This is a genomic window from Arthrobacter sp. MYb213, assembly GCF_002979915.1.
In the GTDB taxonomy this organism is placed as follows: domain Bacteria; phylum Actinomycetota; class Actinomycetes; order Actinomycetales; family Micrococcaceae; genus Glutamicibacter.
Map to the genome: position 1 here is coordinate 216,960 of NZ_PCQA01000005.1, position 12,238 is coordinate 229,197.

9 protein-coding genes are annotated in these 12,238 nt (G+C 56.3%); 4 read left to right on the forward strand and 5 right to left on the reverse strand.

Annotation, left to right across the window (positions count from 1 at the left end):
• Positions 1-2 precede the first annotated feature (2 nt).
• Positions 3-461, reverse strand: coding sequence for a metallopeptidase family protein (locus CQ011_RS13420; protein ID WP_096256595.1), 459 nt, complete (start codon positions 459-461; stop codon positions 3-5).
• Between the two features lie 89 nt (positions 462-550).
• On the opposite strand from CQ011_RS13420, the gene CQ011_RS13425 reads away from it, so the two are divergent.
• Both CQ011_RS13425 and CQ011_RS13430 read left to right on the forward strand, forming a co-directional pair.
• Positions 551-919, forward strand: coding sequence for a DUF3499 domain-containing protein (locus tag CQ011_RS13425; protein ID WP_105678220.1), 369 nt, complete (start codon positions 551-553; stop codon positions 917-919).
• A gap of 255 nt (positions 920-1,174) precedes the next feature.
• The gene (locus CQ011_RS13430; protein WP_105678221.1) at positions 1,175-2,764 is read left to right on the forward strand and encodes a TIGR01906 family membrane protein; all 1,590 of its coding nucleotides are present in this window, start codon (positions 1,175-1,177) and stop codon (positions 2,762-2,764) included.
• Between the two features lie 387 nt (positions 2,765-3,151).
• On the opposite strand, the gene CQ011_RS13435 is transcribed toward CQ011_RS13430, so the two are convergent.
• Positions 3,152-4,762 (reverse strand): dolichyl-phosphate-mannose--protein mannosyltransferase, encoded by a 1,611-nt coding sequence (locus CQ011_RS13435; protein WP_105678222.1) that lies wholly within the window; start codon positions 4,760-4,762, stop codon positions 3,152-3,154.
• A 67-nt stretch (positions 4,763-4,829) separates the two neighbouring features.
• Here CQ011_RS13435 and rsmI point away from each other — a divergent pair, with 67 nt between their 5' ends.
• Together rsmI and CQ011_RS13445 are read left to right on the forward strand one after the other, a co-directional pair.
• Positions 4,830-5,690, forward strand: a complete 861-nt coding sequence (gene rsmI / locus CQ011_RS13440) for a 16S rRNA (cytidine(1402)-2'-O)-methyltransferase (RefSeq protein ID WP_105678223.1) — start codon at positions 4,830-4,832, stop codon at positions 5,688-5,690.
• 138 nt (positions 5,691-5,828) lie between these two features.
• The gene (locus tag CQ011_RS13445; protein ID WP_105678224.1) at positions 5,829-7,316 is read left to right on the forward strand and encodes an NAD-dependent succinate-semialdehyde dehydrogenase; all 1,488 of its coding nucleotides are present in this window, start codon (positions 5,829-5,831) and stop codon (positions 7,314-7,316) included.
• Between the two features lie 100 nt (positions 7,317-7,416).
• Here CQ011_RS13445 and CQ011_RS13450 read toward each other — a convergent pair whose 3' ends face one another.
• Genes CQ011_RS13450 through CQ011_RS13460 form a run of 3 tightly spaced genes read right to left on the reverse strand, consistent with a single transcriptional unit; the run spans position 7,417 to position 12,119 of the window.
• A complete protein-coding gene (locus CQ011_RS13450) occupies positions 7,417-9,825 on the reverse strand; it encodes a transglutaminaseTgpA domain-containing protein (RefSeq protein ID WP_181148123.1) in 2,409 nt (802 codons plus the stop codon).
• Positions 9,822-11,144: a DUF58 domain-containing protein gene (locus CQ011_RS13455; protein ID WP_105678226.1), complete on the reverse strand. Its 1,323-nt coding sequence runs from the start codon at positions 11,142-11,144 to the stop codon at positions 9,822-9,824. The genes CQ011_RS13450 and CQ011_RS13455 overlap by 4 nt, the downstream gene beginning before the upstream one ends.
• Positions 11,145-11,156: 12 nt before the next feature.
• Positions 11,157-12,119, reverse strand: a complete 963-nt coding sequence (locus tag CQ011_RS13460) for an AAA family ATPase (RefSeq protein ID WP_105678227.1) — start codon at positions 12,117-12,119, stop codon at positions 11,157-11,159.
• Between the last annotated feature and the right edge of the window lie 119 nt (positions 12,120-12,238).

The window sequence follows — 12,238 nt, forward strand, 5'->3', positions numbered from 1 at the left end:
AACTAAAAATCCGGGTCTTTGGGAAAATATTCGGGATCAACATCGTGGGGCGTGAGCATCCACAAATTAGCAACCTCGTGCACCACACACTGGTGTACGAGGTCGACTAATTCCGTGTGATTGTGACTGGCTTGCTCTAAAGGCAGGCGGTAAACGGATATCCGGGCTCGGCGTTGCGCGGTGGCTGGGCGAGCCGAAGACAACGGCATCCGGTCGCCGACGGCCGCCGCCTGCGTCATCACTTTTTCGCCCGGCACCGGAATGATGCGAAAGTCGATGATTGCAAGCTTGCTGCCCCAGCGTTCACCCAAGCGTTGCGCGCTAGCCATCACCGCGTCATCGAAACGTTCTGGACGAGTTCGATAAGCCGGTAAATGCATGGGCATCAGCGGACCTCGCCGTCCACGGCCATGCCGATTACGCCGCGAACGTTGCGGCGGCGTGTGCTGATTGTGCTCCATGGCTCCAGAGTAATGGTTCGCACTGGCGAACGTGGCCGTTGGGTCCAGATTACCGGGCTCCGGGCCGATACGAGAGTAGACTTGAAGCCGTGGAAAGTCTTCGTCTTTGCTCTCGCCCTGCGTGCCGTGAATCGGCCCGCGCAACGCTTACCTACAACTATGCCGACTCGACGGCAGTGCTTGGTCCGTTGGCGCAATACCCTGAGCCGCACTGTTATGACCTGTGTGCTCGGCACGCTAACCGTTTGACCGTGCCCAGTGGCTGGAATTTATTGCGTGGCGCGTTGCCGGACGTGATTGAAAATGAAGATGAACTGCATGCCTTGATGAACGCGGTGCGCGAGGACCGCAAGCCTCGCGAAGCGGCCGAAACACCTGCTCCGCGTGAGCTACGTGGAACCCGCTTTGATGCGCGTCCGCGTCTGGCGATGCTTCCCCCTGAAACCGATGAGCGCTAAGTAAGAAATCTGTAGCGAACGGCAACCGGCTAGAACTATTTGACGCCACGTCGTTATTACTTGGAAGAGATTGCCTTCCTACCAATCAGATGAGAATGGTGCAGTAAGCCGTTTCCCGCACCACGGTCCTAATTTAGGTGTGGTAATGCGCGGATTGACACGGCTTGCTGGATAAGCTGAAACCGCGGAGCCTGTACTGCAGGATTCGTCTATTGATGTTAATCAGAAATCGCGCGATTTGCAGGAGGACTCCTCATGGCTGAGGCGGCGAAGAATACCCCCGGTGCTAAGGGACCAGAAGGTTCAGATAAGCCCATCGCGGCCACTCCTTTGGAATCGAGCGACCAAACCAGTAAAGGCTCATTGAGCCAGCGCGCCGAGGAACTGTCGGCACGTTTAGAAGAGCACAAAAAGCAGGCTAAGGCTGCTCAAGATGAGCGTGCCGCTAAGGCTGCAGCTGCCGCGAAGGCCGCTTTTTTGAATCCCACAGGGGCTACACCTGCGCAGTCCAAAACTGCTGAAACTAAGCCGGCAGAAGATAAGCCGGTAGCCGCTGCCCAGCCTAGCCCCGCCACACCTCCAACCACGGTTCAGCCTGCCAGTAAGCCAGCCGCCGCTAAACCTGCCGTCAGCAAACCTGCTGCAGCGCCAGCTAAGCCCGCCGCGGCTAATCCTCCGGCCGCTCCAGCTGCTGCACCGGCCAAAGCTGCTGCCGATAAGCCTGCAACCGCTCCTGTCGCTTCCAAGCCGGCGGTGAAGAAGCCTGTTGTCGCAAAACCAGCTGCTACTAAACCTGCACCTGCCAAACCGGCGGCAGCCAGTGCGGCCAAGCCAAAGGCTGACGAGCCTGTAGAAGATGTCATCCGTGCGATCAAACTTCCGCATGAGATTGAAGCTGAAAAACAGGTGGCTACGCCAGCTTCGAAGCCTGCAGCCACCGCCAAAGCACCGGTCGGCCCGACGAAACAAGGTGTCCCTCCGGTAAGCGCAGCACCGCAAAAGGACAACCCAGAAACTTCCTCGGCCGCTGTGGCCCAGGCTCGTACTCGCGTTTTTGGTAATTACACCCCCGAGTCTGTGCCCTCTGAAGCCGCAGTAAAACGCCGTGTTGCCCGCGAACGTGCGTTGAACTCCAAACCTCCGATGGCGAGCACCGCCCAGGTGCTTCTCGCCATCATCTTTCCCGTACTCACCTTGATCGCGGCGATTCGTTTAGTCGCCACCCCGGCATTCTTGGCCATGGCTTATGCCCGTCCCGGTTTCCCCAGCGATCGCTTTGGCTTCACCGACCCCGAACGGTTGACCTACGGTAGCTACGGGGTGGATTACCTCAATAACTTCGCCGGCCCGGAATACCTATCCGGACTCAAATTGCCCACCGGTTCAACTATGTTCACCGCTCAAGAAGTTCAGCACATGCTAGACGTGAAGAACTTAATCGGACTGGGCTATGTGATCGGAGCGGTACTTGCTGTCCTAGCAATAGTTTTCATCGTGTACCTAGCTAATCGTTACGCCGGTGGAGTTCGCCGTGCACTGTTCGCAGGCGCTATCGTCACGGTGGTGCTCTTCGCAGCGGTCGCGGCCCTTGCCATTACCGGATGGAACACCTTCTTTACGGGCTTCCACAACCTCTTCTTCTCCGAAGGGACCTGGACCTTTAGCGTCAGCGATACGCTCATCCGGCTCTACCCAGAGCAATTCTGGATGGACTCGGCCGTGGCTATTGGTGTGCTGATGGTGCTGACCGTGCTCGTGGTGCTCATTGCCTGCTGGCCAACGGCTCGCCGACGCGAAGGCTCACGTCTTCGCCAAGAAGCAAGGGTCTTCGGACTGGGCAACTAAGCGTTCTGCGCACTAACGCGAGAAACAACAAAACCTCGGGTTCCGTTTGATACGGGACCCGAGGTTTTGTTTATGCAAGACTCATCCTTCGCCGCAATACGTCCTGATTCTCGACTCAGAACCCGACAGTAGCCTTGCTCTTCGTCGATGGTGCCGATACCTTGCGTAGAAGTTCTCGATATCTAATATAGTGAATTCGGCTCCGGATAGTGGCTGTTCCCAGGCCCACCTGAGGCCAATGTGATTGGTTTCCGGCCGCAGGTACGGGTGCCTTCCGAGCTGTACGCCATGGCTGAGACTGACAGATAATTAATGCCTGAACCCTCTTCTCAGGAATCTGAAGGCAGGCCACCGTCTGGAGACGGCTATAAGCCGCCGCGGGAGGGCTTATCCCCAGCTTGGGATCCATACGTGCATACGGTAATAGTCATCCGAAGTGAGCTCTCCAGACCAGACCGACCAGAAGAAGGCCGAGACTAGCAACAACAAGGCTAGCGACACGGCGACCAAGATGATCCTCGTTCGATAGCTTACGTCGGAGCGCGGTTTACGAGGAATGAACCTGCCAATGACGTAGGTCAATGCGAGCACCATAAATGGCACTAATGGCAAGGTGTAGAAGAAAAACATGGTGCGTTCGGGGTACATCAGCCACGGAAGGAAACCGGCGACAACACTAGAAAGAAGCGCACCAGCGCGCCAATCGCGGGCACCAAGCCACCAGAAAACTAAGAGAACCATGCTGATCGTGCAAGCCCACCACATCACCGGGTTAGGCATATCCATGATCACTTCGGTGCAGCGATCCAGTACACACCCATTTTGGCCGTTGTCGTATCCCTCAAAATACATCAGTACGGGGCGCCCAGAAAATAACCAAGTCCACGGGGCAGAAGCCCACCCATGATCAGAGCTCAGCCCTGAATGGAAATCATATGCGGCCTGATGGTAGTGCCAGAGGCTACGCAGCGTCTCAGGCAACCAAGTGACACCCTCCCCAGGGTTTTCCACGGCCCACTGACGGTAGCGGCCTCCAGTGGTGATCAGCCAGCCGGTCCACGTGGCCAGGTAGGTCAGGAACACTACCGGCATCATGGTCACGAAGGAGTAAATGCCATCACGAGTGAATGCTGCTGACTGCCAACGTTGGATTCCCGCGGTACGCCGCGCACCAAAGTCCCACAACACGGCCATAAGACAGAACACCGCAACGAAGGCAAGGGCAGACCATTTGATGCCTACCGCGCCACCGAGCATGAGCGCTGCGACCAACCGCCACGGCCGCCACCAAAGCATGGGGCCATGATCCAGCAAAAACTCATTGGGTCGGTTCCCTAAGGGAACCGAAAGTTTTTTAGCTAATTGGGTACGCCCATGGACCCGGTCTTTGAGCAGTGCGTAAAAAGCAGCGAGCACGAAGAACATCAAGAAGATGTCCAACAATGCCGTGCGTGACATGACAATTGAGTGTCCATCGATAGCGATCAACAGCCCCGCGATACCTGCTAACAGGTGTGAGCCGAACAGCAACCGTGCACACAGTGTGGTTAAAAGCACCGCGAGGGTACCAAATAATGCGGTGGCAAAACGCCAACCAAATCCGTCGAATTCCCCAAAGGCCATCATGCCAAAGGCGATGAGCCATTTACCTAAGGGTGGGTGCACCACAAAGGAGGCGGTGTCCTTGAGCTGTGGATCTCCTGCAACAAATTGGTCATTGCTATCGTCCACCCATTCCATTTCATAACCGAAATGCAGCAATGAGTAGGCGTCCTTGACGTAGTAAGTCTCGTCAAAGATCAACATATTTGGGTGGGACAGATGCACAAAACGCAATAAACCACCGATGATTGTCACCACCAGCGGCACAATCCACATCAACGCACCTGAGGTTGCTGCCACCGGTAATAACCGCTGTTTGAGGCTCTCAAAGGTGAAGGCAACGCGCGCAGAGCGCACGTGTCCGGTGTCTGGGGTCTTTGTTGCAGTGGTGCTCATCGTTGTTCATGCTACCGGCGTAACCACCAAAATGTGTGCTTTTGGTACTTCGCGTAGGCTAAAGGGTGTGCAGAATTCAGACGAAGAGGGCGTAATCGTCCTGGGCGCCACCCCAATAGGCAACTTGTCCGATGCATCCCCGCGGCTACGCGAGATCATACAAAGCGCAGATGTGATCGCCGCGGAGGACACCCGCAACTTCCATCACCTGGCGCACGCGCTGGGTATCAAACCGTCAGGGCGAGTCATGAGCCTGCATGAGCACAATGAGGCGCATAAGCTCGGCGAGGTCATTGAATTGGCCCGCCAAGGCTCCACGGTGCTTGTGGTCTCCGACGCCGGCATGCCGGCAGTTTCAGATCCGGGTTACCCACTGGTGGCCGCGGCCATGCAAGAGGGTATCCGAGTGACCGCGGTACCGGGCCCCTCTGCGGTACTAACCGCGTTGGCCCTCTCCGGGCTTCCCACCGGACGGTTCACCTTTGAAGGATTCTTGCCGCGTAAGGCGGGAGAGCGACGTAAGCGTCTGAACGCCTTGCTGCACGAGGAGCGCACCATGGTGTTCTTCGAATCTCCACACCGGGTCGCTGAATTTTTGGGTTCTGCTGTCGAGGTTTTCGGAACGCAACGCCAGGCCGCGGTGGCACGCGAGCTCACCAAAAAGTTCGAAGAGGTGCGCCGTGATGAACTCGGTGTGCTCAAAGCCTGGGCCGATGAAGGGGTACGCGGTGAGATTGTGGTGGTAATTTCGGGTGCTTCGGCTCCTCAAGCACCTTCCATTGATGATTTACTTCCTCAGGTGTCGGCATTGGTAGGCGAAGGGATGCGGATGAAACAAGCGGTCGCTGAAGTTGCCGAGTCCGCTGGAGTGAAGAAACGTGAGCTGTATGAAGCGGTTCTTGCCGAACGTCATGAAGCGGAAAAATAGCCGCAATCATTTAGGCTGAATGCACAATGAAACAACCAGGTTGTAGTGCACCGGGCGATATACAGTCCGTTGGATCCAGCACTAGCGTTGTGATCAACGAAGATTTTTTTCATTTACGAATTTCAGGAGAACCGCGTTATGTCGATTACCGCTGAGCGCGAAGCAGAACTGCTCGCCAAGGTACCTACCGGATTACTTATTAACGGTGAATGGCGAGATTCCTCAGACGGCAGCACCTTTGACGTGCTGGACCCTGCCACCGGTGAAAAGCTGGCTACGCTAGCTAGCGCTACCAGCGAAGACGCGCTGGCTGCCTTGGACGCGGCAGATGCCGTGCAGGCTGAATGGGCGTTGACCGCACCACGTGAACGTGCTGAAATTTTGCGTCGTGGTTTTGACCTGGTCACCTCGCGCGCCGATGATTTTGCGCTATTGATGAGCCTTGAAATGGGTAAGCCACTGGCCGAGGCCCGCGGCGAGGTTACCTATGGTGCCGAATTCCTGCGCTGGTTCTCCGAAGAGACCGTGCGCCACTACGGCCGCTACCTCACTTCCCCAGAAGGCAAAAACAAGCTTCTGGTACACCACAAGCCGGTAGGCCCGTGCCTGCTAATCACCCCGTGGAACTTCCCACTGGCTATGGCCACCCGCAAGGTTGGCCCGGCTATTGCTGCAGGTTGCACCATGGTGCTCAAGCCAGCGAAGCTCACCCCGCTAACCACCCAGCTTTTCGCGGCAACCATGATGGAAGCCGGCCTTCCAGCAGGCGTACTCAACGTCGTGTCGGGAGCTTCTGCTTCGAAGATCTCCGGCCCGTTGATGAAAGATAACCGTCTGCGCAAGGTCTCCTTCACCGGCTCCACCCCAGTGGGTAAGCAGCTAATGAAGGATGCTACGGAGAATGTTCTGCGCACCTCGATGGAACTGGGCGGCAACGCACCATTCCTCGTCTTTGAAGACGCAGACCTTGACGCAGCGGTAGAAGGCGCCATGGCTGCGAAGATGCGCAACATGGGCGAAGCTTGCACCGCGGCTAACCGCTTCTTGGTGCATGAGGACATTGCCGAAGAATTCACCGCAAAGTTCGCAGCAGCCATGAAGGCGCTCAAGCCAGGCCGTGGTACCGACCCAACCTCCACCGTGGGCCCACTGGTTGAGGAAAAGGCTCGCGATGAAGTCCATGCACTGGTTGAAGCCGCAATCGCTGATGGCGCAACCGCCGTCACCGGTGGCGCGCCGGTAGATGGCCCTGGCTACTTCTACCAGCCAACCGTGTTGGCCAATGTGGCTAATGACGCCAAGATCCTCACTCAGGAGATCTTCGGCCCAGTTGCCCCGGTGACCACGTTCAAGGATGAAGCAGACGCAATTCGCCTGGCCAACGCCAGCGAGTACGGTCTGGCGTCATACATTTACTCGCGTGACTTCAACCGGATGTTCCGTGTCTCGGAGCAGATTGAGTTTGGTCTGGTTGGCTTTAACGCTGGGGTCATCTCCAACGCTGCGGCACCATTTGGTGGCGTGAAGCAGTCGGGACTTGGCCGCGAAGGTGGCGCCGAAGGACTGGGCGAGTACACCACCGTGCAGTACATCGGTATTGCCGATCCGTACGCACCGGTAAAGTAACACCAACGCAGGACTAACCGCTGAATTCAGCGGTAGGACAATAAGCTGTGGCCGCAACATCTAGTCAGATGTTGGGGCCACAGCTTTTGTATTGGATAACTTAGCGAACCGTTTGAGTTGGCGCTACCTGACGTAACCGCCGCTGTCGTAATGATGCGGGGAAGCTGAAGGCCGCCACGCGTTTTCCGAGCGGAAGCTCGTGGTGTAACTGTGTGTGCACCTGCGCTAACGCCTCGACGAGAACCGGAGTATTTTCTGGCTCTGGATGCCGCTGCGCGTAAAAGCTCGCTTCGATGGCAGTTCTGAGCAGTTGCAATTGTTGGCCGTGCTGCTGGTGGGTGGAGCTCAGGCGTCTGGTGTAGTCGCCAACTGATTCATGTTCAGCTGCGGGGGTTCCCGTATCGGCACCCACCGCACACAATTCATCCCATAGTGCTTGGGCCGCTGGTTGGCCGCCAGCTTTGAGACGATCTGTCCGGCGGTGGCGCAAACGTGTGCGCTGCCAAGGGATAGCCGCAAGAATAAGCGCGAGGATCAGCACACCTGAGAAAACAAACCAGCCATAATCTTGCGCCTTATCTGCTCGGGGCTCTTCGAGGGTAGCTCCCGGACTTTCTTGGGCCTCGGGATCATCCACGGTGGGAGCACCTGACGGGTTCAATTCCTCGGGTACTTCTGCCGGTGGCTGACTGGAGGTTGCTTCCGGAGCATAATCCGGGGCTTGACCTTGTCCCGGGGTAGGTTCAAAAGGTACCCAGCCGATACCTGGCAGGAATAGTTCCGGCCAGGCGTGTGCCTGCTGCCCGGTCACCTCAAATTCGGTCAGCTCTGTGCCTGCGGGAAGTCCGTTCCCTGCAACGCCCGGCAGATCACCGGCATTCAGTGTTTCTCCCGTAGGCTCACCCGGCGCATATCCAACAACAATGCGTGAGGGAATTCCCGCGGCCCGAGCCAGTAGAGCCATAGTGGACGCAAAATGTACGCAGTAGCCTTGGCGGCGTTCTAGGAAGGCCTTGACCACCTGTCGGTTGGCTCCGTCATAGCCTTCGCGCAGGGGAGTGCGTTCGGAATACCCAAAAGTTGGCGAGCGCAGGAAATCTTGAATCGCAACGGCAACGTCAAAATCATTAGTCGGCGGCCCCTGAAGTGGTTTATAAGCCTCCGCGAGCGTGCGTTGAAGTAACTGCCCGAACTGTCCATCTAAGTCTTCAGGCATTGACAGGTACACGTCATCGATCTGTGACTGCATGCCGTCACCGTAGTAGCCCAGGCTACGCGCGATCTGCGGACTCAAATTCATTTGCGTGTGTCCGATAGTCACTTCTTCGGTGTTTGTTAACGCGTCACCGCCAAGTCGTGCCACAGATGTTTCCTTGGTCCAATTCCATGGGCCATTAATGCCGGAAATGAAAAAACTTCGATCCGGTATCGGCAGACTAGGACTGCTCACCCGGTCGTTCCAGCGTAGTTGGGTGACCTCGGCGCTGCCGTTAAAAACATCGGAGTCGGTATCCATTGCGGTGTCACCAAAGTAGGCCGATTTCAGTAGCCCCTCGTCCGGTTCCCACCGGGTAGCGCTTAGATCCTCGATCACCGAGGTACGCAGATATACCGGTTCGTTAGAGGTCGTCAGGTAGCTAAAAGCCACGGAACCATTATTTGCTCGCAGGTCTCGCCCGAGATTCAGCAATGGGTCTACGTTTCTTGCTAGAAGGTCTCCTGAGGGGCGAGTGCCTTCAGGCAGCATGCCTTTGCGAAACCCTGGCATGAACGCACTGCTTAGTACCATCACCAAAGCGCAGACCATCGCGGTGAGCAACAAAATATTCAACTGACGTTTGGGCGGAAGCCCAGGACCTGTTCCCTTCACCGGAAAGATGTAGGGCAGTAGAGCAAAATAGCCGAGCAGCGCGAGTAGCACCAGCACCACATACCAGATTCCGGCGCCCTCTTGTTTGAACAAGGAAGCGATCACCGGCGCAAAAGATATCGGTAACAGTACCAGCGGTGCCAACCGTCTAATGCTTCCCAGAACCTCAACCATGACGCTGAGTAAGACCGCCAGCAGCAACAGTACAAACTCGACATAGCGTGAGTAAGCAACGGGCGGTACCTGCGTGGAGAACTGCAACGCTCCCTCGGAAAGCACCGCGCCAAACCAATCAAAAATACCCAGCCCCGGGATGGTGGTACGCATGGTTGGATGCAGAAATACCGCACCACCAGCAATGAGTACTGCTACAGGTAGCGCAAGCCAGCGCACCTGACGCACCCCACGAAACAATCCGGCACAGAAGTGAATTAAAAAGACCGGCCAAATCAACGCCTGTAACCAAGCGCCACCTTGAACCACACCACTCAGGGACGCGAAACCGGCGAGCATTGCGAGCGTTAAAGCGCTGGCCGCAAGCAAACGTGCAGTGAGGTTATTTGTTGACTCCTGGACAACAGGCTCTTTCGCCCCAGGGGACGGACTCGAAGCAGGAATATCAGTGATTGTGGCGCTCATGAGCGGGACCATAAGTTGTTAATATTTGTGTTGGCTGCCAAGGCGTGCACCTTCCAGCCGGTTTGCGACAGAGTATGTTGCATTTCTCGGTAGCGCTCCGGATGAGACACGAGAAGGAACAGTTCTACATGTCTTACCGACCGTGAAAGTGTTGCTAGCCAAGCAGCCTGCGTACTGTTAATTTCTCCAAGAATCATGATGACCGGCTCATCAGGTAATCCCTGCAGTAACTTGCGAAGTTCTTCGCCTAAGATCTCGGCTCCCGGAGCAACTGTGCTCGGCGCACGTAAGGACATCTGGGCGCTCGCCGAGTGGAAGTCTTCAAATCCGCTGCGCGCGGAAGCTCCGGACAGTGAAACGCTGTTAGCGTCCAAGAGTTGCTCGCCGGCCAAATCTCGAAAGAGTAGCTGGTAGCCATTGGACGCGTAACGCTGACCGATACTGCACGCTAAGCTCAACGCCGTTTCGAAGCGGCGGCTGCTTTGAATGGCGGGCTTTTCGCCCTGCGGAATGTTTAGCCGGAGATCAGCGCCATTGCTGTGCCAGTGTTCAAAGGTTCGGTCTAAGACCAACAATGCTTGGGCTGTGGCCACATGGTTTTCTTGGCGAACCATGAGTTTTCCTTGGCGGGCGGTTGCCTTCCAATGCACTTGGCGAATTGAGTCGCCCTGTTGATAGTCACGGGTGGCCACGTCATAGTAGTCGGCGGTGGTGCTGCGGGAGAAGCGAGCATCGCCGGTGAGCATCTTTTCACCCAGTGAGGCAAAGCGTTCCAACGGGTGGATCTGGGCACAAACGGGTATCTGTGTTGCCTGACCGGTGTCGACCAGACCATAGATCAGGCCCAAAGGGTCTGCCAGGATCTGTTTTGCCGGACCCACCAAATGGATGCCTCGGCTGCGGAAGACCAATTCGTAGGTGCTTGTGCCGGGGCCGGTAAATTTTGGTCCTGGTCCGAATTCCTCGGGTAGACCCTCCTGTACGGTGGCCTGATCCGCGCAAGTTAGTTGCACTCTGGTGATGTCTCCAACTACCGGGTTTGGGCTGAGCAACGTGCGAGTCAGGGAGGAAGTATTACGCAAACGAAGCACCAATATCCAGCTCACCAGGACCAAAGCAATAAGTCCGGTTCCGAGAGCCATCATTTCGTGACGGCCCAGAATGTAGGCAAGGAAAATGAGAGCAGCCCCGCCTACTGCGGTGCACCAACCACGCCGGGTGAGTAAGTCCAGGCGGAACTTCTTTAGGTTTTGTGGTGCCGAGACGGTACGCGCCCACGACAGTGAGTCTTTGGAATCGAACCGTGGTATCTGATCCATGGGAAAACTCAGCTATCCGACAGGTGTAGCGGACACGAGATCCTGGATCAATGCCAGCGGTTCCACACCCTCTGATAATGCCCTGCGGGTGAGGATCAGGCGGTGGGACAAAATCATCGGTGCCACTGAGCGCACATCTTCGGGTAGAACATGGTCACGTCCGTTAATAGCAGCATGGGATTTTGCGGCCCGAACCCACTGTACGAGTGCTCGCGGTGAGGCACCGAGAGAAATATATGGGTGTTCACGGGTAGCGCGGCCCAAATCGACGATATAGCTGCTCAGTCGCTGGGTGACGGTTACCTGTTTTACTTGCTCAATCATCTGATGAAGCTGATCAAGTTCGAGAACTGGGGTGAGCGCATCTAGCGGTTCGGAGATGTGATGTGTGGAAAGCATCGAGATTTCCGCTTCCCTGTCGGGGTAGCCCAATGAAATCCGACCCATAAATCTGTCTCGTTGCGCCTCGGGTAACGCGAAGGTTCCTTCGGAATCGATGGGGTTTTGCGTAGCTACGACCATAAATGGTTTTTGCAGCGGATGGGTAATGGAATCGACCGTTACCTGTTGCTCTTCCATGCATTCGAGCAGCGCGGATTGCGTCTTTGCGTTGGCACGGTTGATCTCGTCAGCGATTACGATATTTGCAAAGATTGGTCCCGGATGAAAAGTGAACTTATGATCCTGCGGGGAGAACACCGAAACTCCGGTGACGTCGCTAGGTAATAGGTCCGGGGTGAATTGAATGCGGTGCACGCTTCCATTAACACTGCGCGCCAGTGATTTGGCGAGCATCGTCTTGCCAACCCCGGGCACGTCCTCCAGCAGCAGGTGGCCTTGGGCAAGCAACACCACGATGGTGTTCGTAATCGCCTCCGGTTTGCCGGTGATGACTTCCTGAATTGCATCAAACATCCGCTGGTAATTCGACCTAAAGGTCGAATCGACTGAGGGCAGTGTTGGGTGGGCGCTCATGCGCATCCTCCTGGCTGGGCAACTTATCGTGCCGAGGTTGTCGTTGACACGCCAAGCAATTTCCATAGCTTGTGTTCACATCATATGGGGTTCTTTTCTCCATCAACAGCGTCTTAATG